Origin of the sequence: Aquimarina megaterium XH134 (assembly GCF_000520975.1) — a bacterium.
Classification (GTDB): domain Bacteria; phylum Bacteroidota; class Bacteroidia; order Flavobacteriales; family Flavobacteriaceae; genus Aquimarina; species Aquimarina megaterium.
Genome location: NZ_JACB01000001.1, coordinates 499,334 through 525,807 on the forward strand (window position 1 = coordinate 499,334; position 26,474 = coordinate 525,807).

At 33.3% G+C, this 26,474-nt stretch carries 28 protein-coding genes and 1 tRNA gene; 24 read left to right on the forward strand and 5 right to left on the reverse strand.

Features of this window, described 5'->3' with window-relative positions; genetic code table 11:
* Positions 1 to 82: 82 nt before the first annotated feature.
* Complete coding sequence (locus tag Z053_RS0102350; protein WP_025663426.1) at positions 83 to 1,261, reverse strand: acyl-CoA dehydrogenase family protein; 1,179 nt, start codon at positions 1,259 to 1,261, stop codon at positions 83 to 85.
* Positions 1,262 to 1,705: 444 nt separating this feature from the next.
* Here Z053_RS0102350 and Z053_RS0102355 point away from each other — a divergent pair, with 444 nt between their 5' ends.
* Positions 1,706 to 2,023 (forward strand): hypothetical protein, encoded by a 318-nt coding sequence (locus Z053_RS0102355; protein WP_025663427.1) that lies wholly within the window; start codon positions 1,706 to 1,708, stop codon positions 2,021 to 2,023.
* Between the two features lie 109 nt (positions 2,024 to 2,132).
* On the opposite strand, the gene Z053_RS0102360 is transcribed toward Z053_RS0102355, so the two are convergent.
* Genes Z053_RS0102360 through Z053_RS0102370 form a run of 3 tightly spaced genes read right to left on the reverse strand, consistent with a single transcriptional unit; the run spans position 2,133 to position 3,951 of the window.
* Entirely contained in the window at positions 2,133 to 2,846 is a 714-nt protein-coding gene (locus Z053_RS0102360; protein WP_025663428.1) for a tRNA1(Val) (adenine(37)-N6)-methyltransferase, read from the reverse strand.
* Between the two features lie 20 nt (positions 2,847 to 2,866).
* Positions 2,867 to 3,391, reverse strand: a complete 525-nt coding sequence (rimM, locus tag Z053_RS0102365; protein WP_025663429.1) for a ribosome maturation factor RimM — start codon at positions 3,389 to 3,391, stop codon at positions 2,867 to 2,869.
* Positions 3,392 to 3,405: 14 nt separating this feature from the next.
* Positions 3,406 to 3,951, reverse strand: a complete 546-nt coding sequence (locus tag Z053_RS0102370) for a 30S ribosomal protein S16 (protein WP_025663430.1) — start codon at positions 3,949 to 3,951, stop codon at positions 3,406 to 3,408.
* 342 nt (positions 3,952 to 4,293) lie between these two features.
* On the opposite strand from Z053_RS0102370, the gene Z053_RS0102375 reads away from it, so the two are divergent.
* From Z053_RS0102375 to Z053_RS0102410, 8 genes are all read left to right on the forward strand, one after another.
* Positions 4,294 to 5,133, forward strand: a complete 840-nt coding sequence (locus tag Z053_RS0102375; protein WP_025663431.1) for a DUF6252 family protein — start codon at positions 4,294 to 4,296, stop codon at positions 5,131 to 5,133.
* Positions 5,134 to 5,349: 216 nt separating this feature from the next.
* Positions 5,350 to 9,735 (forward strand): DNA polymerase III subunit alpha, encoded by a 4,386-nt coding sequence (gene dnaE, locus Z053_RS0102380; RefSeq protein WP_025663432.1) that lies wholly within the window; start codon positions 5,350 to 5,352, stop codon positions 9,733 to 9,735.
* A 376-nt stretch (positions 9,736 to 10,111) separates the two neighbouring features.
* The gene (locus Z053_RS0102385) at positions 10,112 to 10,696 is read left to right on the forward strand and encodes a hypothetical protein (RefSeq protein ID WP_241459803.1); all 585 of its coding nucleotides are present in this window, start codon (positions 10,112 to 10,114) and stop codon (positions 10,694 to 10,696) included.
* A 187-nt stretch (positions 10,697 to 10,883) separates the two neighbouring features.
* Positions 10,884 to 11,201 carry a thioredoxin gene (gene trxA / locus Z053_RS0102390; RefSeq protein WP_025663434.1) on the forward strand — a complete coding sequence of 106 codons (318 nt, stop codon included), beginning with the start codon at positions 10,884 to 10,886 and terminating at the stop codon, positions 11,199 to 11,201.
* Between the two features lie 140 nt (positions 11,202 to 11,341).
* Entirely contained in the window at positions 11,342 to 12,271 is a 930-nt protein-coding gene (locus Z053_RS0102395) for a DUF58 domain-containing protein (protein WP_025663435.1), read from the forward strand.
* Positions 12,272 to 12,357: 86 nt separating this feature from the next.
* Positions 12,358 to 12,431, forward strand: a tRNA-Asp gene (locus Z053_RS0102400).
* 151 nt (positions 12,432 to 12,582) lie between these two features.
* On the forward strand, positions 12,583 to 12,840 hold the full coding sequence (locus Z053_RS0102405) for a GIY-YIG nuclease family protein (protein ID WP_051475967.1): 258 nt from the start codon (positions 12,583 to 12,585) through the stop codon (positions 12,838 to 12,840).
* Between the two features lie 369 nt (positions 12,841 to 13,209).
* Positions 13,210 to 13,941 carry an SIMPL domain-containing protein gene (locus Z053_RS0102410; protein ID WP_025663437.1) on the forward strand — a complete coding sequence of 244 codons (732 nt, stop codon included), beginning with the start codon at positions 13,210 to 13,212 and terminating at the stop codon, positions 13,939 to 13,941.
* A 26-nt stretch (positions 13,942 to 13,967) separates the two neighbouring features.
* On the opposite strand, the gene Z053_RS0102415 is transcribed toward Z053_RS0102410, so the two are convergent.
* Positions 13,968 to 14,468 carry a DUF456 domain-containing protein gene (locus Z053_RS0102415; protein WP_025663438.1) on the reverse strand — a complete coding sequence of 167 codons (501 nt, stop codon included), beginning with the start codon at positions 14,466 to 14,468 and terminating at the stop codon, positions 13,968 to 13,970.
* Positions 14,469 to 14,637: 169 nt separating this feature from the next.
* Here Z053_RS0102415 and Z053_RS0102420 point away from each other — a divergent pair, with 169 nt between their 5' ends.
* The 15 genes from Z053_RS0102420 (at position 14,638) to Z053_RS0102490 (ending at position 26,456) form a co-directional block, all read left to right on the forward strand.
* Positions 14,638 to 15,090, forward strand: coding sequence for an energy transducer TonB (locus Z053_RS0102420; RefSeq protein ID WP_035094630.1), 453 nt, complete (start codon positions 14,638 to 14,640; stop codon positions 15,088 to 15,090).
* A 153-nt stretch (positions 15,091 to 15,243) separates the two neighbouring features.
* A complete protein-coding gene (locus tag Z053_RS0102425) occupies positions 15,244 to 15,603 on the forward strand; it encodes a BlaI/MecI/CopY family transcriptional regulator (RefSeq protein WP_025663440.1) in 360 nt (119 codons plus the stop codon).
* 5 nt (positions 15,604 to 15,608) lie between these two features.
* Positions 15,609 to 17,378, forward strand: a complete 1,770-nt coding sequence (locus tag Z053_RS29750; protein WP_025663441.1) for a M56 family metallopeptidase — start codon at positions 15,609 to 15,611, stop codon at positions 17,376 to 17,378.
* Between the two features lie 139 nt (positions 17,379 to 17,517).
* Positions 17,518 to 17,997 (forward strand): hypothetical protein, encoded by a 480-nt coding sequence (locus Z053_RS0102435; protein WP_025663442.1) that lies wholly within the window; start codon positions 17,518 to 17,520, stop codon positions 17,995 to 17,997.
* Positions 17,998 to 18,051: 54 nt separating this feature from the next.
* On the forward strand, positions 18,052 to 18,609 hold the full coding sequence (ruvC, locus tag Z053_RS0102440) for a crossover junction endodeoxyribonuclease RuvC (protein ID WP_025663443.1): 558 nt from the start codon (positions 18,052 to 18,054) through the stop codon (positions 18,607 to 18,609).
* Positions 18,610 to 18,670: 61 nt separating this feature from the next.
* Positions 18,671 to 19,807 carry a radical SAM family heme chaperone HemW gene (gene hemW, locus Z053_RS0102445; RefSeq protein ID WP_025663444.1) on the forward strand — a complete coding sequence of 379 codons (1,137 nt, stop codon included), beginning with the start codon at positions 18,671 to 18,673 and terminating at the stop codon, positions 19,805 to 19,807.
* 30 nt (positions 19,808 to 19,837) lie between these two features.
* On the forward strand, positions 19,838 to 20,584 hold the full coding sequence (locus tag Z053_RS0102450) for a cyclase family protein (RefSeq protein ID WP_025663445.1): 747 nt from the start codon (positions 19,838 to 19,840) through the stop codon (positions 20,582 to 20,584).
* Positions 20,585 to 20,586: 2 nt separating this feature from the next.
* Positions 20,587 to 20,949 (forward strand): DUF4260 domain-containing protein, encoded by a 363-nt coding sequence (locus Z053_RS0102455; protein ID WP_025663446.1) that lies wholly within the window; start codon positions 20,587 to 20,589, stop codon positions 20,947 to 20,949.
* 84 nt (positions 20,950 to 21,033) lie between these two features.
* Positions 21,034 to 21,408, forward strand: coding sequence for a hypothetical protein (locus Z053_RS0102460; protein ID WP_025663447.1), 375 nt, complete (start codon positions 21,034 to 21,036; stop codon positions 21,406 to 21,408).
* A 48-nt stretch (positions 21,409 to 21,456) separates the two neighbouring features.
* Complete coding sequence (locus tag Z053_RS0102465) at positions 21,457 to 22,074, forward strand: DUF4230 domain-containing protein (protein WP_025663448.1); 618 nt, start codon at positions 21,457 to 21,459, stop codon at positions 22,072 to 22,074.
* Between the two features lie 6 nt (positions 22,075 to 22,080).
* Entirely contained in the window at positions 22,081 to 22,485 is a 405-nt protein-coding gene (locus Z053_RS0102470; RefSeq protein WP_035094633.1) for a GNAT family N-acetyltransferase, read from the forward strand.
* 10 nt (positions 22,486 to 22,495) lie between these two features.
* Positions 22,496 to 22,852: an MmcQ/YjbR family DNA-binding protein gene (locus tag Z053_RS0102475; protein ID WP_025663450.1), complete on the forward strand. Its 357-nt coding sequence runs from the start codon at positions 22,496 to 22,498 to the stop codon at positions 22,850 to 22,852.
* Between the two features lie 114 nt (positions 22,853 to 22,966).
* On the forward strand, positions 22,967 to 24,736 hold the full coding sequence (locus Z053_RS0102480; protein ID WP_025663451.1) for a MutS-related protein: 1,770 nt from the start codon (positions 22,967 to 22,969) through the stop codon (positions 24,734 to 24,736).
* A 139-nt stretch (positions 24,737 to 24,875) separates the two neighbouring features.
* Positions 24,876 to 25,817, forward strand: a complete 942-nt coding sequence (locus Z053_RS0102485; RefSeq protein ID WP_025663452.1) for a threonine/serine dehydratase — start codon at positions 24,876 to 24,878, stop codon at positions 25,815 to 25,817.
* Between the two features lie 63 nt (positions 25,818 to 25,880).
* Positions 25,881 to 26,456, forward strand: coding sequence for a Crp/Fnr family transcriptional regulator (locus Z053_RS0102490; protein ID WP_025663453.1), 576 nt, complete (start codon positions 25,881 to 25,883; stop codon positions 26,454 to 26,456).
* Positions 26,457 to 26,474 lie beyond the last annotated feature (18 nt).

Below are 26,474 nucleotides of genomic sequence, written 5' to 3' on the forward strand. Positions count from 1 at the left end.
CAAATGGTCCTTGACTGGTTCAGATTAATAAGTTATAGGTATTTATTTTCAGACAACTTGATATAAGGAATTTCAGCGTTTCTTATTTAAAAGCAGGCATCCCGGTAATATCCATTCCTGTAATTAATAAATGTATATCGTGTGTTCCTTCATAGGTAATTACACTTTCGAGGTTCATCATATGACGCATGATACTATACTCACCAGTAATTCCCATTCCGCCAAGAATTTGTCTGGCTTCTCTTGCGATATTAATTGCCATTTCTACATTATTACGTTTTGCCATAGAGATTTGCGCACTAGTAGCTTTACCCTCATTACGCAACACTCCTAATCGCCATGCTAATAATTGTGCTTTGGTGATTTCGGTAATCATTTCTGCCAGTTTCTTTTGTTGTAATTGGGTTGCTCCAATAGGTTTATCAAACTGAACGCGTTCTTTGGCATATCTTAGAGCGGTATCATAGCAATCCATAGCAGCACCAATCGCTCCCCAGGCAATACCATATCGTGCAGAATCCAAACATCCCAGTGGTGCTCCAAGCCCACTTTTAGCTGGTAATATATTTTCTTTTGGCACTTTTACATTATCAAAGATTAGCTCTCCGGTTGCAGAAGCACGAAGTGACCATTTATTATGTGTCTCTGGAGTTGTAAATCCTTCCATACCACGTTCTACGACAAGCCCATGGATTCTTCCTTCTTCATTTTTGGCCCAAACCACTGCAATATCAGCAAAAGGCGCATTAGAAATCCATAGTTTAGCCCCATTAAGCAAGTAATGATCTCCGTTATCTTTAAAATTAGTAGTCATCCCGCCAGGGTTAGATCCATGATCGGGTTCTGTAAGACCAAAGCATCCTATAAATTCTCCAGATGCTAACTTGGGTAAGTATTTTTTTCGTTGTTCTTCAGAGCCGTATTTCCAAATTGGATACATCACCAATGAAGATTGTACAGAGGATGTAGATCGTACTCCAGAATCTCCTCTCTCTATCTCCTGCATAATCAAACCATAGCTAATTTGATCTAACCCAGCACCACCATATTCTTCGGGTATATAAGGTCCAAATGCTCCTATCTCAGCAAGTCCTTTAATAATCTGTGTAGGGAATTCTGCTCGCTGTGCAAAATCTTCTATAATAGGAGATACTTCGCGTTTTACCCAACTACGAGCAGCATCACGAACCATTTTATGTTCATCACTCAATAATTCGTCAATTTGGTAATAATCTGGTGCCTGGAATAAATCTGGTTTCATTTTTTAAAATATTTTCTAAATTACTGCATATAAGCGCAAAACAAATGTAGGTAATGCTAAAAAAGCAAGCAATTTTTTTGACATTTTTAAAGAGATTGATCATTCTGCTATTGCATTTAATATTTTTTGATCAAAAAGACATCCAAATACGTTACTTTATTGCATTCATTTTGATAACAAAGTCAATTTAGTTTTTTACAGAGGTTAAAATTCATTATATCCGTCTACCAAAAAATTTGTGTATAATTTCCGCAGTTCACCTCTTTTTTCTACACAAACAAAGCCTTTTAAAGGAAAAAATATTATTCCAAAAAAAACATATAATAAACTGTTTATCAGTCTTTTAAGTTTAAAAAAATATCTCTTATTTCTTCTGGCATAATTATTCTATACATAAATACATAATAGCATTAAAAATTTATTAAAACTAAAATTATAATAACAATGAAAAATTTATTTGTATTACCGGTATTAGCTTTTGGATTATTAGTAGGAACTCAAAACATGAATGCTCAGGAAGTAGCTTCTAATGATGATACAGAAGTAATTACTCCTGTTCAGGAAAAATATATAGATCTAGCTATAGAAAACTTACCTCAACCTGTTCTTGATGCAGTTGCAAAAGATTATGCTGGTGCGACTATCAAAAGTGCTGGAGCTAAAGAAGATGCTTCAGAATTTAGATTAATATTGAAACAAGGTGATAAGGAAATGGAAGTTTTCTGTGATGCAGATGGAAAATGGATCTCTAAAAAGGGATAAACCTTTAATGGTATATAAGAAAAGGTTTAATTTATTGGTGATATAAATTAAACTGTAGAGTGATTGAATTTAGAAAAAGGAAGATATACATCTTCCTTTTTTTTATGAATTACATTTTTAGATAAAATGCCTTGGTAAGGTTTATATATTCATCTGTATAATGATGTCGTTTCGTTTCTATAACCAATTCATTAGCTTCAAAATTCATTTGATCCCGACCAAATAACAACAAGCTTCTTTTTATTTCTGAAACTGGTGTCCCTTTTACTCTTGTGATCTTTTGCGGAAACAAATTTACCTGTGCAGCTATATCAATAGCACGTGTTTCTTCTTTATATGGTATAATCATTGCAAATTTCCCCTTATCTGATAACAGTTTTGATGCTCCGATTAAAAGATGTTCAAAAGGAAGAGCATCTTCGAATCTAGCCATATCTCGTTTTATATCCGACGTTTTATAGTCCTCTGCATAAAATGGGGGATTACTGATTAGCAAGTCGTATTGATCGTCAATTTCTGATACAAACTCCTGAAAAGAGGCATGATAACAAAATAGTCTATCTCCCCAGGGTGATGCCTCAAAATTTTCGACAGCTTGCTCATAAGCATCTACATCGATTTCTATAGCGTCGATCACTTCTGCCTGAGAACGTTGTGCTGCCATTAAAGCTATTATTCCTGTTCCTGCTCCTATATCAAGAATTGAGGTTACGGTATCATTAATAGGAACCCAGGCTGCAAGTAGGACTCCATCTGTACCTATTTTCATGGCACATCGATCTTGATGAACCGTAAAGTCTTTAAATACAAAAGGCTTAGTCATAATCGGGGTGTAAAATAAGATTAAAGGTACAAATCAATGAGTCCTTCGGGAGTACGAACAGTAATGGTTTTTGACTCTCTATCAATTTTATCAATAAATTCATCATTCATAGGAATAAGAATCTCGATACCATTACGATCAACCTCGAACAAAGCCTGAGCAGTTGTGTCATTAATAGCTTTAATAATTCCTACTTCTCCAAAAACAGTATCAATAATAGTAAAACCAATTATTTCGTGATAATAAAACTGAGTTCCTTCAAGTTTTGGTAACAACGTAAGTGGTAAGTATAGTTCTGCTTTCATGAGATCGTCTGCATCTTCTTCTGAATCTACATCCTCAAATTTTATACGTAGTAAATCACTTTTATGTAGTGAACATTTTTCAATAAAAAATGGAACCAGATTATTGTTATAGTTAACAAATACTGATTCCATTTTCGTATAACTTTCGGGCTCATCAGTATCTAATTTAACCAATACCTCGCCCTTAAAACTAAATTTACTTACGATTTTACCTAGATAGAAGCATTCTTCTTTCTTCATCGTCAATAATGCAACTATTCTTCTTCGTTGCTAGCTTTTTCTGTTACTTCTGCTTCAGCAACTTCTTCTGTAGCAGCTTCTTCCGCTTCAGCAGCAGTTTCTTCTACTTCTTCAGCTTTTGCTGCAGCTTCACGTTTAGCATTTACTTCTTTCTCTGCTTCCAAAGCTTTAGCTTTTGCCGCCGCTTCAGCCTTTGCCAATGCATCTTTCTTTGCATCAACAGATCCTTCTTTTTCAGATAACCAAGCTTGGTATTTTTCTTCGGCTTGCTCCTCTGTTAAAGCACCTTTCTTTACTCCAACAGCAAGGTGATTTTTTAGTAAAGCTCCTTTATAAGATAAAATAGCTTTTGCAGTATCGGTAGGTTGTGCACCGTTCTGTAACCACTTTACAGCTCCATCAACATCTAAGTCAATACTTGCTGGGTTTACATTAGGATTATAAGTTCCTAATTTTTCAAGAAATCTACCATCTCTTTTTGATCTAGCATCTGCTGCTACGATCCAGTAAAAAGGCTTCCCTTTTTTACCGTGTCTCTGTAATCTAATTTTAACAGGCATATAAATTAATTTTTGGGTACTCGACCCTATTCATAATTAAGGGCGCAAAGATAACTATTTTTAATCAATTCGAATCAACAAATAAAAGTTTATTCTCTGTAAAATAATCATTTATAGAAATAATGTATAAAAAACAGGTTCACAAACTCTGTTTTTATGGCAAAAAACACTCGTCAATCCCGGTTTTTATTAGGAAAAAATATTATTTTGTGTATTTCATCGATAAAATATGCTTTTTTTCGATGAAAAAGTTGTTTTCTTAATATTTTCATTATATGTTTGTAGGTGTAAACATATTTTTACGGTTTTTCCGTAAGAAAATCATACTAAAGCCCCAAGCCTATGATTAAAAAAATTACCCCTCTAATGGCAGTAATCTGCCTTTTTTTAACTTCATGCTCTACAGATATCGAAATAAACACACCAGCTTTACAAGCAAAAATTGATGGTGAGTTATTTAGATCATCTATTAAAAAAGCTGTTATTTATGAAGATGGTACATTAGTAATATCAGGAAGCTCAGGAGATAAATCTATAAGCTTTACGACTACATCTACTAATGTTGGAACATATAAGACTGCTCTTCAAACTATAAGTAAGGTTAGTTTTCAAAAAAATCAAACAAAATTCATTTCTAAAGACGGAGAAACCGAAGGTGAAGTGTCAATAACAGAAATATATAACAATGAAATTTCTGGTAATTTTCATTTTAAAGATCTTAAAGATGACAATGGCAATCCAGTAGATTTTAATAATGGATGGTTTTATAGACTACCATTAGAAAATGGTACAATTGAAGAAGAGGTACCCGAAGAAATTAACCCTTGTTTACTTAATGCATCTTTAACTGCTTTGGTGAATAATACAGAAATGATTACTGATAATCATACTGCCAAATTATTTGGTGTAGATGATGCTTCTATTCTCATTACTGCTACCAATGAAACCGAAGAAGTAAATATTGTGTTTATGGCTAATGTAGCACCAGGCACATACCCACTAACCGGATCTGGGAATTATAGTGCTTCTTACGAAGTAAATAATGATAAGTCCTCTGCATTGTCAGGAACTCTTATTATTACGAGTCACGATATCGAAACCAAATGTATTAGTGGAAGTTTTGAATTTGAAACCAGAAGTGGTTCTCAAATATCACAAGGTTCCTTTGATTTTGGTTATTAATATTTATTACCCCTAAATAATTACCCTACTCGACTTTGCTCATAAAAAGCGATCATTAATGAAATGATCGCTTTTTTCATACACTTACCTTCTTGTATCGATAACACATAAAACTATAGTTAATAATTCTGAATAACTTTTCGAAAATCGAAGTATCATTTTGGTTATTTTTGAAAGTCCTTTGTAAGGGATGATTTTCTTGAAATACCACTTTTTATGTACTTAGTTTTTGATACTGAAACCACCGGGTTACCCAAACGATGGGATGCCCCTATTAGCGATACCGATAACTGGCCAAGATGTATACAAATCGCATGGCAGTTACACGACGCTATGGGAAACTGTATCGAACATCAGGATTACCTGGTACAACCTGATGGATTTAATATCCCATATGATGCAGAAAAAATTCATGGTATCTCCACTGAGTTAGCAACACAAGACGGGATTACACTACAAGAAGTATTAGATAAATTTAATATTGCCCTATCCAAAACTAAATTTGTTGTCGGACAAAATGTTGGATTTGATGTTAATATTATGGGTGCAGAATTCTACCGCCTTGGCCTAGAAAATAATTTACAAGAGCTTCCTGTTTTAGATACCTGTACCGAAGTCACGGCAGAATTATGCCAAATCCCGGGAGGTCGTGGAGGTAAATTTAAACTCCCTACACTTACAGAACTTCATCAACACCTATTTGGCACTGCATTTGGCGAAGCACATAATGCTACTGCCGATGTAGAAGCTACTACCCGATGTTTTCTTGAATTGATCCGTAAACAAGTTTTTACCATTGAAGAACTTGATGTAGCACCAGATTATTTTCAAAATTTCGTAGAGGCTAATCCTCAAACGATTCAGCTAATAGGTTTAAAACACATAAATCTTAAAAAGGCTTCTCAAAAAATCCAGGAAGCTCTTACAAAAAAAGGAGATTCTAACTTATCCCAACAAGAGATCGATGATAATATTGCTGTTCTGGATAAAGTTGACTTTGCCCATCTGCATAATCATACTCAGTTCTCGGTATTACAATCAACAACCAGTATCCCTGATTTAATAAAAGTAGCTGCACAACATAAGATGAATGCTGTCGCCATGACAGACCATGCCAATATGATGGGAGCTTTTCATTTTGTTCAGGGAGTCTCTAATCACAATAAAACTGTAAAAGCAGCTAATGCCGAAGCAATAGAAAATGGACAAGAACCAGAAGGTATAGAAATGAAGCCTATCGTAGGCTGTGAGTTCTTTGTTTGCGAAAATCACACAGATAAGTCCAGAAAAGATAACGGATATCAAATAGTACTGTTAGCAAAAAACAAAAACGGGTATCACAATCTGGCCAAAATGTCTTCTACCGCTTTTGTTAATGGATTTTATTATGTTCCCAGGATTGACAAAGAAGTCATCAAACAATATAAAGAAGATGTTATTGTCCTTACCGGAAACTTGTATGGTGAAGTTCCTAGTAAAGTGCTCAATATTGGAGAAAAACAAGCTGAAGAAGCATTACTATGGTGGCATCAGGAATTCGGAGATGATCTCTATATCGAGATTATGCGTCATAACCAAGAAGATGAAAATAGAGTAAATCAGGTATTGATTCAATTTGCCAAAAAACACAACATTAAACTCGTTGCCTCTAACAACACATATTACTGTGAAAAAGAAGATGCTAATGCCCACGATATTCTTTTATGTGTAAAAGACGGAGAAAAACAAGCTACCCCTATTGGTCGTGGTAGAGGATATCGATACGGATTACCCAATCAAGAGTACTATTTTAAGTCTCAGAAAGAGATGAAAAGCCTTTTTAAAGACTTGCCTGAAGCCATCATAAACATTCAGGAAATTGTAGATAAAATAGAACCTTTTGAGCTTGCCAGAGATGTATTGTTACCAGCTTTTGATATCCCAGAAGAATTTCAATCTGAAGAAGATTTAATCGATGGTGGCAAACGAGGGGAAAATGCATATCTACGACATATCACCTATGAGGGCGCAAAGATTCGTTACGATGAAATTACTCCTGAAATAGATGAACGTCTGGATTTTGAATTAAAAGTAATTGAAAAAACCGGATATCCGGGATATTTCCTGATTGTAGAAGACTTTATTCGTGCAGCTCGGGATATGGGAGTCTCTGTAGGCCCCGGTCGTGGATCGGCAGCAGGATCAGCAGTAGCTTATTGTCTATGGATCACTAATCTCGATCCTATTAAATACGATTTACTTTTTGAGCGTTTCTTAAATCCAGATCGTGTAAGTATGCCCGATATTGATATTGACTTTGATGATGAAGGTCGAGGTCGTGTTATGGATTATGTAATCGAAAAATATGGTGCCAATCAAGTAGCACAGATCATTACTTACGGTACAATGGCGGCAAAATCTTCTATACGAGATACTGCACGAGTACTAGACCTTCCTCTTGGTGATGCAGATCGTATTGCAAAGCTTATCCCTAACATGTCGAAACTCGGAAAGATTTTTGGTGTAGACGAAGCTATATTAAAGAAAAAATTTAGAAGTGATGAGTTAGAAAAAGTTAACGAACTTCTTAATATTGCCGAAGGTAGTGACCTTGAAGCAGAAACACTTAACCAGGCAAGAGTATTAGAAGGTTCTGTTAGAAACACTGGGATTCACGCCTGCGGTGTTATTATCACACCAGACGACATTACCAAATTTGTCCCCGTAGCATTAGCTAAGGATTCTGATATGTATTGCACACAGTTTGACAACTCTGTGGTAGAAAATGCCGGGTTACTAAAAATGGATTTCCTGGGATTAAAAACATTAACCTTAATTAAGGATACTGTTAAGATTGTAAAAGCAAAACATGGAGTAGAATTAGATCCCGAAAATTTCCCTCTTGACGACGAAGAAACCTATGCTCTTTTCCAAAGAGGAGAAACTGTTGGGGTGTTCCAATATGAATCTCCCGGGATGCAAAAATACATGAAGGAACTTAAGCCTACTGTTTTTGCCGATCTTATTGCAATGAATGCCTTGTATCGCCCAGGACCATTAGAATATATCCCTAGTTTCATCAATAGAAAACACGGTACAGAGGAAATTATCTATGACCTCGAAGCTTGTGAAGAATACTTAAAAGAGACTTACGGAATTACAGTGTATCAAGAGCAAGTGATGTTGCTTTCGCAAAAGCTAGCAAATTTCACCAAAGGTGAAGCCGATGTACTTCGTAAAGCAATGGGTAAAAAACAAAAAGCAGTACTTGATAAGATGAAGCCTAAGTTTATAAAACAAGCTTCAGAAAAAGGCCATGCAGAAGACAAACTAGAAAAAATATGGAAAGACTGGGAAGCTTTTGCTGCTTACGCATTTAACAAATCTCACTCTACCTGCTATGCCTGGATTGCATATCAGACAGCATATCTTAAAGCACATTATCCCGCAGAATATATGGCAGCTGTGCTTTCTAATAACATGAACGACATCAAACAGGTTACTTTCTTTATGGAAGAATGTAAACGCATGAAGCTAGATGTTCTTGGACCCGATGTAAATGAATCCTACCGTAAATTTTCGGTAAACAAAGATGGGGCCGTTCGTTTTGGAATGGGAGCTATTAAAGGAGTAGGAACTGGTGCTGTAGCCACCATAGTAGAAAGCCGAAAAGAAGACGGACCATACAGATCGATCTTTGACCTCGCTAAACGTATCGATCTTAGGGCAGCTAACAAAAAAGCATTTGAAAGCTTAGCTTTGGCAGGAGGTTTTGATTCCTTTTCTGAAACTCATAGAGGACAATACTTTCATGAAGAAGGAGATGGTGTCACTTTCTTAGAAAAAGCAGTACGATATGGATCCAAATTTCAGGAAAGTGAAAATTCTTCACAAGTTAGTTTATTCGGAGAGTCGAGCGATGTACAAATCCCAGAACCCATTGTACCACCCTGTGAAGAATGGGGAACAATGGAAAAATTAGCCCGAGAAAAAGAAGTAGTAGGAATATATCTTTCTGGTCATCCGCTAGATGATTTTAAATATGAAATGAAATATTTCTGTAATGGTACCTTGCTTAATTTTGCAGATCTCGAAAGCAACATTAATCGTGAAATTTCTTTTGGAGGAGTAATTTCTAACGTAGAACATCGCACATCCAAAAACGGTAAAGGCTGGGCTACATTTGTGATAGAAGATTATAACACAGCCCATGAATTCAGAATTTTTGGCGAAGAGTATTTAAAACATCGTCCTTTCCTGGTTAAAAGTACATTTGTATATGCCAAAGCTTTTATTAAAGAAGGCTGGGTAAATCGTGATACAGGCAAAAAAGGAGATCCAAGGATACAATTTAATAGTTTCCAACTACTACACGATGTGATGGAAACCTATGCAAGAAAGCTTACAATTCAAATGGATATTAATGAGCTTTCTGATTCTAGAATAGACAACCTAAAAGAATTACTAACAGAACATTCGGGAAATCATACACTTAATTTTGTAATCTACGAAATGGCCGAACAATTAAAATTGCACATGCCTAGTCGAAAACAAAAAGTAAACATTTCTCAAGAATTACTGATAGCTCTTGAGGATGAATCCATCTATTATAAGTTAAATTAAACTATCTATATACAGAAGTAGTTTGTGATTTATGAAAAAAAACTGGTAATAAAAAACAGTTAAGTCGAATATAATTTTCTTATACCTAGAAAACTACCAGAAACTTATCGCTTATTACTTTTCTTGTCATAAGTCAAGAATTTTGATTTGGGAACCTACTACATTTGTTTTGATTATATGTTGTAACAAAAAACATGTACTCAAATAACACCAAGTACAATTGCTCATAACACTATATAATACGCAGCAATTTTGTTAGGTATAAAACTCTGTTATGTTAGAAAATTTAGCCCCTTATATTTCAATTATTTTTATTATCACCACGTGTATTACTGTTTTTTTATTTTACAAAGCATCGCATAGTTCAAAAAGAGTTTTGTCTCTTATTATAATATGGGCAAGTATACAGGCGATATTAGGATATTCATCTTTTTATTTAGATACTTCACTACCTCCTCGCTTTAGTTTAGCTATTATTCCTCCTCTGCTATTTATCATTCTCTTGTTTTTTATGCAAAAAGGAAAGACATTTATTAGTAAGCTTAATATCAAAATACTCACATTACTCCATATCATAAGAATACCGATAGAGTTCGTATTATACTGGTTATTTTTACACCAATCTATACCAGAACTCATGACTTTTTCGGGTAGAAATTTTGATATTCTTGCAGGAATAACAGCTCCATTTATATATTATTTTGGATATATACACAAAATCGCCTCTCCCAAATTTCTAATAGGATGGAATTTGGTATGCTTATTCTTATTATTATTTATAGTGGTAAATGCTATACTTTCCTTTCCTTTCCCATTTCAGCAGTTTGGCTTTGATCAGCCTAATATTGCTTTGTTGTATTTTCCATTTGTTTGGTTAGCATCAGTAGTAGTTCCTATTGTATTATTTTCTCATCTGGTTTCAATACAACATCTATCCAAACAACTTAAAATTCTAAAATAATTAAGCTCATATCACTCATTTTTGAGATGTAATTTGCTATAAAGTAATACTTTCATATTATATTTGGTATCAGAAAACCAAATAACCCTATAGTCAAAACAAATATTACTGATGTAAGCTTTGGTAGAATTATTGACTAATTTTGTGAATATTTAAAATAATAAGAATTTTTAAACAATAAATAACTATGGCACTAGAAATAACAGACGCTACTTTTGACGAGGTAGTACTTAAAAGTGACAAACCTGTATTGGTTGATTTTTGGGCAGCTTGGTGTGGTCCATGTAGAATGGTAGGCCCTATCATCGAACAAATTAGTGAAGAGTATAATGGAAAAGCCGTTGTAGGCAAAGTAGATGTTGATGCAAATCAAGAATTTGCTGCAAAATACGGTGTAAGAAATATTCCTACAGTATTGGTTTTTCAAAATGGAGAAGTAGTAGGACGTCAGGTAGGAGTTTCTCCTAAGAATGTATATGCAGAAGCATTAGACTCTCTTTTGTAGAAGAACATTATTAAAAAATAAAAAAGGTTTGGCTATATGTCAAACCTTTTTTTTATGAATACTAATTTTGTAATACGTATATTGTTATCATTAATATATTAAGGATATAGATCTTCGCTTTTTATAAAAGAACATTACCTATGGACATTCAAAAAGAGATTAATAAAACCGGAGGGTTTACTAACCTGGAGCTACTTGCCAAGCAAGTCGTAGAAGGTTTTATCTCTGGTATGCATAAGAGTCCTTTTCATGGTTTTTCTGCAGAGTTTGCAGAACATAAAGTGTATAATAACGGAGAAAGCACTAAACACATAGACTGGAAACTTTTTGCCAAAACAGATAAACTATTTACCAAGCGGTATGAAGAAGAAACAAATCTAAGATGTCATATCATTATCGACAATTCTTCTTCTATGCATTACCCTTATGTAAAGGAGCATCACCTGGGCTCATTAAACAAAATTAGTTTTTCGGTGTTAGCAACGGCCTGTTTAATGAATATTCTTAAAAAACAACGTGATGCTATTGGATTAAGCATTTATAGTGATGAATATGATTATTATGCTCCAGAAAAAGGTAGTGAGAGACATCATCAAATGCTACTTAACCAATTAAATAAAACTATAACGAGTACCTCCAAAAGCAAAAATACGGATACGTTTAAGTTTCTACATCTGATTGCCGAAAAAATACATCGTCGATCATTGATTTTTTTGTTCACAGATATGCTACAAGCGACCTCTAATCCCGAAAAATTATTTGAAGCTCTTAGACATCTTAAATACAACAAACATGAGGTTATTCTTTTTCATACATTTGATAGTGAGAAAGAATTAAATTTTGATTTTAGCAACCGACCTACTCGATTTGTAGATGTAGAAACAGGTGATCATATCAATTTATATGCCGATAACATAAAAGATAATTATCAAAAAGCAGTATCTTCTTATTTTTATGATTTAAAAATGAAATGTGCTCAATATGGTATAAAATATGTTGAGGCCGATACCACAAAAGATTTTGATAAAATATTAACCACTTATTTTGTTGAAAGACAGAAATTTATATAAGTTAACTATTTCAAAAACAAAAAAAACAAAAAAAACATTTGCAGGTAATAAAATGAGGTGTATATTTGCATCCGCAATAAGGCTTTGGTCTGGTAGTTCAGCTGGTTAGAATACCTGCCTGTCACGCAGGGGGTCGCGGGTTCGAGTCCCGTCCAGACCGCAAAATTGCAAAAAAGCCTCAATATTTGTTGAGGCTTTTTTTAGCAAGAAAATGTTGTGTTGTCTCACGTTTAATGTGAGAATGGTTTAGTAGTAAACCGATGAGAAGCTTTTCCATAAATTTGGAGAGGCTTTTTTTAATTCAATATAAAATGAATCTAATATATACAGTATACATAATTCAAAGTTTGAAAGATGATTCTTTTTATATCGGATACTCTGCTAATATTGAAGAAAGAATAAACAAACACAATAATGGAAACAGTAGATATACTTCTAAAAAAATTCCGTGGAAACTAGTTTATACCGAAGAGTTTTCTTCAAAAAGTGATGCAATCAAAAGAGAACGTTTTCTTAAAAAACAGAAAAATAAAAATTTCTACCTCAGGTTAATTCAAAATAAAAATTGACATCGCGGGTTTCCCGAGTACTCGGGATCCAGACCGCAAAATTGCAAAAAAGCCTCAATATTTGTTGAGGCTTTTTTTTAGCAAGAAAATGTTGTGTTGTCTCACGTTTAATGTGAGAATGGTTTAGTAGTAAACCGATGAGAAGCTTTTCCATAAATTTGGAGAGGCTTTTTTTAATTCAATATAAAATGAATCCAATATACACAGTATACATAATTCAAAGTTTGAAAGATGATTCTTTTCTGATCAAGTTCAAAATAAGAACACATAATCATAATTTTAACAATTAATCATCTAAAATTCACTGTATTCTGGGGATTTCAACGCTTTTTTTATGCTTACCTTAGACCTGCATAAAATTTCAAAAAAATGAAAACCAATATTAGTTCTGTTTTATTTTCGTTAGCCATAGTTATTTCTTCTATAGTTTTAGGGAATGCGTATATGAATCGCAATAAACCCGAAAGAACAATTGCAGTAACAGGTCATGGTACCACCAATTTCACTTCAAATCTTATTGTTTGGGAAGGAGAATTCATCAAAGCAAATACCGACCTGCAACAAGCGTATAACGATCTTAAAGAAGATAAAAAAACGGTTACCGATTATTTAAGTGCTAACAGTATCGATATAAAAACTGTAGTTTTTGATGCAGTGACAACCAATCGTATTACAAAATCAAATTACTCTAGTACTGGTAATTATCTTGGTGAAAGCTTTACAGGATATCAACTATCGCAAACCATAAAAATAAACTCTAATGAAATCGAAAAGGTTGAAAAAATATCTAGAGAGATCACAATATTATTAAACAAAGGAGTTCAGTTTTCTTCAAAAAAACCGCGATATTACTATACAAAACTAGCAGAGCTAAAAATCGAAATGATTTCAAAAGCAACCGAAAATGCGCAATTAAGAGCAGAGAAAATAGCAAAGAATTCTGGATCAACACTCGGCGAGCTAACTCTTGCCAAAATGGGTATTTTTCAAATAACTGGCAAATATTCTGGAGAAGATCATTCCTGGGGTGGAGCACTAAACACTTCTTCAAGAGAAAAAACGGCTTCTATTACCACAAAACTTATCTACACGCTAAAATAATGTAATTATAGTATTTGCACAGGAACTTAAAACAGTTCTCCCCAATTCTCCCATACTTTTACAAAAAAGAATATAAGGAATCCTACAGATACGATAAACTTAAGAAATGTACCAGCCAAAAAACCAATAAAGGAACCAAAAGCAGCCTTTAATGCTTTTGAAGACTCACTACTATCTCTTATAAGTTCACCAATAAAAGCTCCTGCAAAAGGACCTATTATGATACCAAAAGGCCCCATAAAAATGATCCCAATAATAAGGCCAATAGAACTACCTATCATCCCATATTTGGTACCTCCAAACCGTTTTGTACCCAGAGCAGGAACGATATAATCAAGAACCCAAACCACTATAGATATCCCTAAAGTAATTCCTAAAAAAGTCCAGTTTTGTGGGATAGCATCTGTAAAATGAATAATCAACAACCCTATCCACGAAGTAAACGGCCCAGGTAATACAGGAAGAAAACTTCCTACCAAACCCAGAAGGCAAAATAAAAATCCTATGATGATTAACGCTATATCCATACTCTTTATTTATATGACGAAAATGTTTCTGATTTGTTACGCCAATATCAATTAACAATGCGTTTCATCTATTAATGCTTTCATATCTATTTTAATACATTTTTATTTTATTTTTTTGCTCCGGCAAATACAAATAAACCTATAATTGATTTAAAACTACCCCAAAATTATGCGATCTTTTTTAGTATTACTTTTTGGATTGATGATATTTTCGGCATCTTTTTCCCAAAATAATCCAATTCTAAAATGCAAAGATTCGACCAATGAACGCATAAGACAAAACTGCATTATTACCGTAATACAAGAATTTGTAGATGCCAATTATAATATTGCCGAAATAACACCATATGCAAAACCAGGAACCAACAGAGTGTACGTGCGATTTAAAATCGATCAAATTGGTCGAATAGTTGATATCCAGGCAAAGTCATCATCTATGGAGCTAGAATTAGAAGCCATAAAAACCCTACAATCTTTTCCGTATACAATTCCAAAATCAGAAAAAACCTCCTCAAAAGAGAAAGAAGTTTTTGAAGACGTATATACCTTACCTATTGTATTTGAAGTACAAACAACAGAGATCAACTTATCTTCGCAAAAACGAATAACGGGTAACGATTAATTCTGAATCTTAGTTTTTTAACACACATCCTATCTTCATTTTTTTAACTAAAAAATTAGTTTAAACTAATTTTTTAGTTATATTTGTTTTATAGAACTAAGTTTTTAGTTAAATTATTTTCGCTTTACTGAACCTAAATTTAATAACAAATAGATGAAACAACTCACAAAAGCAGAAGAAGAAGTAATGCAGTGGTTATGGCAACTAGAAGAAGCTAATGTCGCTTCTATTATTGAGCAAATGCCAGAACCCAAGCCTGCATACAACACCATTTCTACCATCATAAGAATTCTGGAAAACAAAAAATTTGTTTCTCATCGTAAAAAAGGCAAAGGATATATCTACTTCCCTCTTGTTAAAAAAGAAGAATATAGCAATCAATCTCTCAACAAGTTGATGAACAATTATTTTAATGGATCTTTTAGAAATATGGTCTCTTTTTTTGTAAAAAAGAACGATATGGATATCAAAGATCTCGAACAGATTTTAAAAGAATTAGATAAAGAAAAATAGAAATCATGCTCTACTACCTACTACAAACTGTTATTTTTCAAGTACTATTTCTAGTGCTTTATGATGTTTTTCATAAAAAGGACACCTTCTTTAACTGGAATAGGTTGTATTTGATTATTACACCGCTTTTATCATTAGTTCTGCCTTTTGTAAAAATCCAGGCCTTTAGAAATCAAACATCTCAAGTGTATGTTACAAAACTAGAACGGGTTATTACAATTTCTTCTGAAAACTTAGTTGTTCTTGGCACAACAGGAGCCGATCAAAACTCGACGAATTGGTGGATGGTTATATATTGTACCGGAGCGGGGTTAAGTTTATTGTTACTTATACTAAAGTTTTATAAACTTAAAGTTTTGAAAACTGTTTCGTTTAAAACTAATTTTAATAGCAAAAAGATTATCACCCTTCCAAATAGCAATCAGGCTTTTTCTTTTTGGAATACTATTTATCTGGGAGATACTTTGAGTGAAGCAGAAAAAAAGCAAATCCTAATCCATGAGATTGTACATGTCGAACAGAAACATTCATTAGATCAAGTATGGTTCGAACTACTTAAGATTGTACTGTGGTGGAATCCAATAATACACATATACCAATCTAGAATTACCATATTACACGAATATATCGCAGATGCAACTGTTATTGCAACTATAGATAAAAAAAACTATATCGAACAATTATTAAATGTGACTTTTCAAACACAGAAAATCACATTTGTCAATCAATTTTTTAATCAATCATTAATCAAAAAACGAATTCTTATGTTACAAAAATCCAAATCTAAGACTATAGCAAAATTTAAATATCTACTATTGATTCCTATCCTTGCAGGAATACTTGTTTATACCTCTTGCGCTGAAGAATCAAACCAGTTAACTAACACTGTTGAAAATTCAAAAAGTAATGAAAATTCTGATTCCTCAAATCCATCAATAAGCCATGAACCTCGATGTCCCAATCTACAATCTTTATACGATAAAAACCTTGACAATTATTTAAAAGTAAGAAACGGAAAAAGTTCTGAAGCTATTCTTGATATTATTTCCACCGAAACTTCGGAAAAAATAAGAACTATTCATTTTTTAAAAAATCAAACTTTTTTTGTACGAAATATACCTGAAGGAAAATACACGATCAATATCATATATGGTGACAATTATGCTGAAAAAACAGTAGACGGAGTTTGCATAGCATACTTTAAAGATGAAAAAGCAAATGAAATTGGTGATGATATTCTAGATTTCAATATTCTAAAAACGGAAAAAGGAATAAATATACCATCCTATAATTTATCTATTGATATGACAAAAAAAGAATCAGAATTACCTGATGGGTCTTCTGAAGAATCAAACACCACTGTTAATGGAGATAATTATGGGCAGGCTGAGCCCAAATGTCCTAATCAAAATTCTTCGTACGACAAAAAACTAGATAATTATCTAAGGATTACAACTGGTAATACTGCTGAAGTCATAGTTCAAATTGTTACATTAGATACAGAAAAAAGTATTAGAACAGCTTATATAAAAAGAAATGAAGTGTATTTTATTAGAAATATACCCGAAAATGAATACAGGCTTATTATCTCATATGGTGACAATTATGCCGAAAAAACAGTAGATGGAGTTTGTATAGCATACTTTAAAGATGAGAAAACAAATGAAATTGGTGAAGATATTCTTGACTTTACAGTTATTAAAACTGATAAAGGTAAGAATGTTCCATCTTATAATATTACTCTAGATCTAAATGATAATGATCCTACTCATTAATTTTTAAATATGAAAAGATAAAATCTAATAAAGATCAAGATCAGGTAGCCGAAGCACACAACTTCGGCTTTAATAATATCATCATTTCTCTCTCTTAAAAATTTTATGTAGTTTGGCTATCCGAAATAGTCTACGCATAATGAGTGTAAGGAATTGGTATATAGGTCTATTGGTTTTTACGTTGTTTTCATGTAAAGATTTTGTGCTTAAAAAAGAGCATAAAGACGATATCATAAAAGAAGGATTAGAGAAACTAAATTGGAATGAGGTAGAACAACCTCCGCTATTTGCAGTTTGTAAACGAAAATCTGAAGAAGAACTAGAACAATGCTTTCAGAATACAATCACACAACATATACATAACGATCTTATAAAACATACGATTACTGTAAAAGAAGCTGTTAATGATACCATCTGGGTTCCTTTACTTATAACCAATGAGGGGAAAATCATACTCGAAGATTTTAATTTACCGCCCGATATAGAAGCGCAAATTCCAGATCTAAAAGACCGTTTAGAAAAAAGTATTCGCTCTCTACCAGAGGTTAAACCTGCTCATACACGTAGCACACCTGTCACTACACTCTATAAGCTTCCTTTGGTAATACATATCGATTAAAGCTGTACTTATTCTTAATTGCGTAGTTTTGTACTATAAAACATATTCTTTCTTTTGAGTAACGAAAAAATTATACTTGGTATTGATCCCGGAACCACAATTATGGGGTTTGGACTTATTAAAGTTCAAAATAAAAAAATGTCTTTTCTACAATTAAATGAGCTTCAACTTGGTAAGTATGACGATCATTATATAAAACTAAAACTTATTTTTGAACGTACTATAGAACTTATTGACACCTATCACCCCGATGAAATCGCAATAGAAGCTCCTTTTTTTGGTAAAAACGTACAATCTATGCTTAAACTAGGGAGAGCCCAGGGAGTAGCCATGGCAGCAGGGCTGAGTCGCGAAGTACCAATTACCGAGTATTCTCCAAAAAAAATCAAGATGGCAATTACCGGTAATGGTAATGCTACTAAAGAACAGGTTGCAAAAATGTTACAGAGCCTCTTACAACTCAAAACCTTACCCAAAAACCTGGATTCTACCGATGGTCTGGCCGCAGCAGTATGTCATTTTTATAATATGGGCCGAGCCAACATCGTTGGCAAAAGCTATACAGGTTGGGCGGCTTTTGTAAAACAGAACGAAAAACGCATAAAAAAATAATTACAAATTATGATTTTTGATGATTTCAAATCTATAAATCGTAATTCTAAAATCTATCAATATCAGCGGTATTTATATCCATATTCCTTTCTGTAAGCAAGCTTGCCACTATTGCGATTTTCATTTTTCGACCTCAATGAAGAAAAAGGATGAAATGATTACTGCCCTATGTAATGAAATTAAACTGCGAAAACCAGAAGTTGACACTAACGAAACGATCAAAACCATATACTTTGGTGGCGGTACACCAACTGTACTATCAATAGATGAGTTACAGCGTATTATTGATGTGATTTATAAATACTATCGTGTTGCTAATAATGCAGAAATCACAATCGAAGCTAACCCCGATGATCTTACCGAAGAAAAAATAAAATTATTGACCAAAAGTAATGTAAATCGCTTGAGCATAGGTATTCAATCGTTCTTTGAAGAAGATCTCAAAATGATGAATCGTGCTCATAATGCTAAAGAAGCTAAAAAATGCCTCTCTGTGGCGACTCGTTACTTTGATAACATCTCGATAGATTTGATTTATGGTATCCCAAATATGTCAATAAATCAATGGAAACAAAATATCCAATTAGCATTAGATTTTAAAGTGCCGCATATCTCTTGCTATGCCTTAACAGTAGAGCCTAACACCGCATTACCAAAATTGATCGAGAAAGGAAAAATTCCTTCGATTGATGATGATTTGGCACAAAAACATTTTGAAATCCTCGTAGCGTCTTTAGAAAAAGAAGGCTTTGTGCATTATGAATTATCTAATTTTGGTAAACCCGGATATTTTAGTAAAAACAATACTGCTTATTGGCAAGGGAAACGCTATTTGGGCATTGGACCATCTGCACATTCCTATAACGGAAAACAACGAAGTTGGAACATTAATAACAATGTAAAATATATCAAAGCATTACAACAAAATCAACTACCCCGAGAGATTGAAAACTTAACCGTTACCGATACTTACAATGAATATATTATGACAGGATTACGTACCATTTGGGGTGTATCTCTGCAAAGAATAGAAAAGGATTTAGGAGAAAAATACAAAGAGTACCTCCTTAAACAAGCTCAAAAACATATTGATACTCATCTTTTATGTTTAGATGGCGATACATTATTTGTAACCAAAAAAGGAAAGTTTTTAAGCGATGGTATTGCAAGTGATCTTTTCTTACTAAATTTAGAGTGATTTTCTCCCTAAAAATAGTTGGAAGAACATATGATTACGACAATAGAACACAATAATCAGTCTTACAAAATTGATCTTTCAAAACCGTTAGATATATCCATTCCTTTAAGAGCATCGCAAGAAAATGTAAATGCCTGGTATATTGATGCCCCAAGAATTGAGCCTGTAACCGATGGAGAATGGATCGGAAAAGTATCTGAAGGCGCTTCAACCAACTTTAATAATATTTATTTCAACCCTCATGGTCATGGTACTCATACCGAGTGTGTTGGCCATATCACTTCCGAATTCTATAATATCAATGATGCATTAAAACACTACTTTTTTATCGCCGAAGTCATTTCTATCTTACCAGAAAAGCAAGAAGAAGATCATATAATCACCAAAGATCATATTGAAAATGCGATAACTTCTGTACAGCCCGAAGCACTTATCATAAGAACGCTTCCAAATACAAAGAATAAATGCGATAAACACTACTCTAATACCAACTGGCCGTATCTTACAGAAGAAGCTGCTACCTATATTAGAAAGTTGAATATAGAACATCTTCTCATTGATTTGCCGTCGGTAGATAAAGAAAAAGATGATGGAAAATTATTAGCCCACAAGGCCTTCTGGGACTATCCCAAAGCAACCCGACATCATGCCACCATCACAGAAATGATTTATGTAGATCCCAAAATCCCAGATGGGCAATATCTTCTTAATCTTCAGATAGCATCTTTTGTAAATGATGCCTCACCAAGTAAACCTATCTTGTATAAAATGTTGTGAAAATGAAAACAACTCTGCAACTTGAAGAAATTGCAATGCTCGGATTAGGAGTATATTTATTTGGTTTATTACCCTACTCATGGTGGTTATTTTTAGCTTTATTCCTTATACCCGACATTGGAATGTTAGGATACATTATAAATAATAAAATTGGAGCATTCACTTATAATATATTTCATCATAAAGGGATAGCAATTTCGATATATGTTATAGGAATATATTTCTCGAACGAATTAATACAACTTTCAGGAATCATTCTTTTTTCGCACGCTGCTTTCGACAGGGTTCTGGGATATGGTCTAAAATATGAAAAAGGGTTTAAATTCACACATCTGGGCGAAATAGGTAAAAAGGGACTAGATTAAAATTTTTAACTAAAATATAACAATCTCTACAGACAACTTTTTTGATAGCATTTCATCTAGGTAATAGATCAAAGTTCAAAAATCATGAAAACAATACCATTTTCTTCCTTACTGAAATTTTTTAGTGTTCTTTTTTTATGTACTACTTTTTCATTCTCCTGTTCTGGTGATGATAACAAAAAAACAGATTCTAATACCGATTTGGCAAAGCTTAAAATAACGACTAAGCAATGCAAAGAACCGTGGTTACATGCAGAAGGAAATACATTAGAAAATAAAGTGTACAACTACCTAAAAGACTTAAACATCGAGCTTAAAGATTTCGAAAATATTACTCCAAAAGATATCGCAATGTGCGAAGCCTGCGAGGTTTGTTCTGGCCCTACAATTACTATAAAAGTAGGCAAAAATCATGTTGATCGTTTGATTAAAGAAGGGTTTTCTCTAATGGTTAATTAATATGAACACCTTTATTTTCTTAAACGATATTCTTCATATCTTTACGCCATGGAGTTATTGTTTATTGGACTTTTAGGGGGGGCTATTCTAGCCTATTTTATTTTTGCAAGATTTAGTGCCGCAAAAAATAAATCATCTGTACAAACACAATCTGTTGTACTTAAAGAAAAAATCAAAAGCGTTTGCAAGTTAGTTACTGTTGAAGGCGATTTTGCTGAAATCTACCATTATGAAAGCGTAAAAGAAAAGTTTTTCAAATTACTCTCAGGAACCAAAAAAGCATTAATTATTATTGAAGCCAAAGCATATGTAGGATTTGATTTATCCCAAATAGCACTAGAGAGTGATACCAAAAATAAACGAATTATCCTTACCCATTTTCCGCAGCCAAAACTCTTAACTATAGAAACCGATTTTAAGTACTATGACAAAAAAGAAGGTTGGTTAAATCCTTTTACCTCTGGTGACCTTACAGATCTTAACAAAGAAGCTAAGCAATTTATAAAAGATAAAATCCCTCAGAGTGGACTCATGGAATCTGCAAAAAAAGAAGCCCTAACAGCTATTTCACTTATGGAAACTCTTGCAGAATCTATTGGATGGACATTGGATTATTCTGCTTTAAAAATCGAAAACAATAATAAAGACGCAAAACAGTTAGAATAAAGAGCAATGAGTATAGTTATTTCTACCGATAAAGAAAAATTAGATATCAACTTTATCCATGAGTTTTTAACTCGCTCGTATTGGGCAAAAGGAAGGACTAAAGAACAAATACAAACCACTATCGAACATTCGATGTGTTTCGGGATTTATCTCGATGAAAAACAAATCGGTTTTACAAGGGTGTTAACCGATTATGTAGTATATGCATACTTAATGGATGTATTTATTATAGAACAACAACAAGGAAATGGATATGCTAAGCAATTAATGCAAGCTGTTATGGGTCACCCCAAACTACAAACCATTCGAAGATGGATGTTACTTACAAAAGATGCTCATAAATTGTATCAGCAGTTTGGATTTGATAGTATAGACAACCCTTCATGGGTGATGGGAAAATTAAATATATAACCTTTTAAAAATGAACATCGAAGCATTTAGAGAATATTGTTTATCAAAAAAAGGAGTTACAGAAGAATTCCCTTTCGATGAAAGCACCTTGGTTTTTAAAGTAATGGGTAAAATGTTTGCTTTAACAGGATTAAATCGAATGCCTTTTAGTGTAAACTTAAAATGTGATCCTGATCGTGCTATCGAACTTCGCGAATATCACCCAGAAATAACTCCAGGATATCATATGAGTAAAAAACATTGGAATACTGTTAACTTTTCTGGTAGTTTACCTACTAATATGATACTCGAATTGATCAATCACTCTTATGACTTAGTAGTAAGTGGTCTGACCAAAAAGGTAAAACAAGAATTAGAAAATCTTTAATAGTAAAAAAACATTAGAATCATTGACAACCATCTCTAGGGATAATAAGGGAGTTTTGTAGTCTCAACCCTTTTTACAGAGAGGTATTCGATATTCTCATTTGATAAGTACAAAATGAACAACCCACAACAATTTTATAAAGAGCAAATTTCTCTTCATACTGTATCGCTAAAAAAAATAAAAAAACAACTTACCATCTCTAGTACTATACGTCTGTTTGTTTTTTTGGCAATAGTAGCCGGGATATACTTTGGATATCCCAATACCCAGATTATCATTGGTAGTAGTATTATAGGAATTACAGCTTTTATATTTTTAGTAAACCGACATACCGATCTCTCTTATTCTAAAAATAAACTACAAAAGCTAATCGACATCAACACACTAGAGCTTGATGTTTTTGAAGGTGATGTAACAAAGCTTACTCCAGGAAAAGAGTATATCGATGCTACACATCCTTATAGTCATGATATCGACCTTTTTGGAGAGCAATCTTTTTTTCAATATGCCAATCGCACAACTACCCTTGCCGGAAAAAACAAATTAGCAACTATCCTTAGTGCTAATGCTATTAATCATATCGAGAAAAAACAAGAAGCAATAAAAAACACCTCAAAACTCCCCGAATGGCGACAAGAATTTAGTGCCATTGCATCATTGGTTAATGTAACAGTTTCGGTTTCTTTAATACAAAAATGGTTACAAAACTACACCTCTTTTGTCCCTAAGGTAATGCGTAGACTCCCTACAATAGTATCTGGCATCTCGTTGATATTATTAACGCTACTATTTCTGGATATGATTACTTTTACTATGTTTTTGATTTGGTTTTTTATTGGCTTGGGGATAACCGGGACACAGCTTAAAAAAATCAACAAACTATATAGTAATGCCAATAAAGTAAAAGATACCTTTGAGCAGTATTATAAGCTAGTAGATAAAATTGAAAATGCAAATTTTGAAGCCGCCCTATTACAAGAAAAACAACAATTGGTAATTAGCGACAAAGAAAAAGCTTCGCAAACCCTAAAACAGTTTGCTAGTATTCTTAATGCCTTTGATCAACGTAATAATATGATGTTTGGAGTTCTTGCCAACGGATTACTATTATGGGATATTCTACAGAGTTATCGTATCGAACGATGGATTGCCAAAAATCATAATAAAGTAGCACAATGGTTCGAGGTTATTGCCTTTTTTGATGCGTATAATTCTCTGGGTAATTTTACCTTTAATCACCCCAACTATGTATACCCAAAGATAACATCAAACAATAGTATACTCAAAGCCAAAGAACTGGGGCATCCAATGCTTAATACTCATAAAAGAATAGATAATGACATTACTATAGACAAAGAGCAGTTTTTAATCATCACTGGAGCCAATATGGCTGGGAAAAGTACGTTTTTGCGTACCGTTGCTTTACAAATTGTGATGTCAAACATAGGATTGCCTATTTGTGCAAAATCATGCGAATATCGCCCTATTAAATTGATTAGTAGCATGAGAACATCAGACTCTTTAAGTGATGACGCCTCTTATTTCTTTTCAGAGTTAACACAGCTTAAAAAAATTGTAAATGCCCTAGAAAAAGACGAGTACTTTATTATCCTTGATGAAATCCTAAAAGGCACTAATAGTAAAGACAAAGCAGCAGGATCTCGTAAATTTGTAGAAAGACTAGTTAAGGCAAAAGCAACAGGTATTATAGCAACACATGATCTAAGTCTTTGTGAAATTGCATCAGAATTACATCAAGTAGAAAACCGCTTTTTTGATGCTCAAATTGTAAATGACGAGTTATTCTTTGATTATAAATTTAAAGATGGAGTTTGCCAGAATATGAATGCTTCATTCTTATTAAAGAAAATGGGGATTGTGTGATCCTGAAATCGAAAAAACAACTATAATTTTAGATAGTTATAGATAATAAAATATAATCTTAGATTTGAAGAATAAAACCATCAAAATAAGTATTTGATGTAAAATTTTCTAATTCTCAACTAGATTCAACACTAAACCTATGCAGAAAGAAGACCTGATTCAAACTCATCAAAGAATTGAGCCATATATTCATGAAACACCCGTGTTTAGCTCTCAATTAATTGATGAAATAGCAGGAGCAACTCTTTATTTTAAATGTGAAAACTTTCAAAAAACAGGAGCGTTTAAAATGAGAGGAGCTACAAATGCAATTATGCAACTTACCGAAGAACAGAAACAAAAAGGTGTCGTTACACATTCTTCAGGGAATTTTGCACAAGCACTTTCTCTTGCAGCTCTAAAATTGGGCATCAAAGCATTTATCGTAATGCCCTCTAATGCCCCTCAAGTTAAAAAAGATGCGGTTAAAGGTTATCAAGGAAATATCATCGAATGCGAACCTACACTAGCAGCAAGAGAAAATACAGCCAAAGAAATCTCACAAAAAGAAGGAGCTACTTTTGTGCATCCCTATAATGATAATAACGTTATCCTAGGACAAGGAACCGCATGTAAAGAACTGTTAGAAAAACAACCTGATTTAGATTACATATTTACACCAGTTGGTGGCGGAGGCTTAATTGCAGGGACAGCTTTATCTGCTCTTCATTTTGGAAATGATTGTACTGTAATTGGAGGAGAACCTTTTGAAGTTGATGATGCATATCGATCTTTACAAAGCGGAGTTATCGAATCTAATTTGACTACAAATACTATTGCAGATGGGCTTAGGGTACAATTAGGAGATAAAAATTTTCCTATAATCCAGCAATATGTAAAAAAGATAACACGAGTTACAGAAGAAGAAATTGTAGAGGCCATGAGACTAATTTGGGAACGCTTAAAAATTGTTTCAGAACCATCTTCTGCTGTAGCATTGGCAGCTATGCTAAAAGAGAAAAACATTTTTAAAAATAAGAAAATAGGTATTATTATTTCAGGAGGAAATGTTGATCTAAATCAATTACCTTTTAGTCTTTAACCAATAGGAAAAAAATCTACCATTTTTAATGAAGTAGTTAGCAAACTTAGTATTGAAAATAAAATGGCTACGCAATTTTTTGAACATATCAACAAGTTTGTCAAAATTGACGAAAAAGATTTTCAAAGAATACTAACTTTCTTTGATTTGCGTAGCGTAAACAAAAAAGAAATTATTGTTAAGGCAGGAGATACATGTAATTTCAATCATTTTGTAGTAAATGGGTGCCTTCAGATGTTTTATATCAATGATAAAGGAACAGAACGAACTATTCAATTTGCCATTGAGAATTGGTGGATGACAGACTTTTTGGCCTATCATAACCAAAATATAACAGGCTTTTATATTCAGGCAGTCGAAAACACAAAAATCCTTACTATCTCTTACAAAAAGCAAGAAGAGTTATTATACAAATTCCCAAAACTCGAAAAGTATTTTAGAGTAATTTATCAAATTTCGTACGGAGCATCTCTGATCAAAACGAAGTATTTACTTGATCTTTCTAAAGAAGAAATCTATTTTCATTTCACAGAACATTTTCCCGAATTTGCCCAAAGAGTTCCTCAATATTTAATTGCTTCTTTTTTAGGACTTACACCAGAATATGTAAGCGAAATCAGAAATAAAAAACGTTCTTAAACCAGTTTAAGTTTTTTC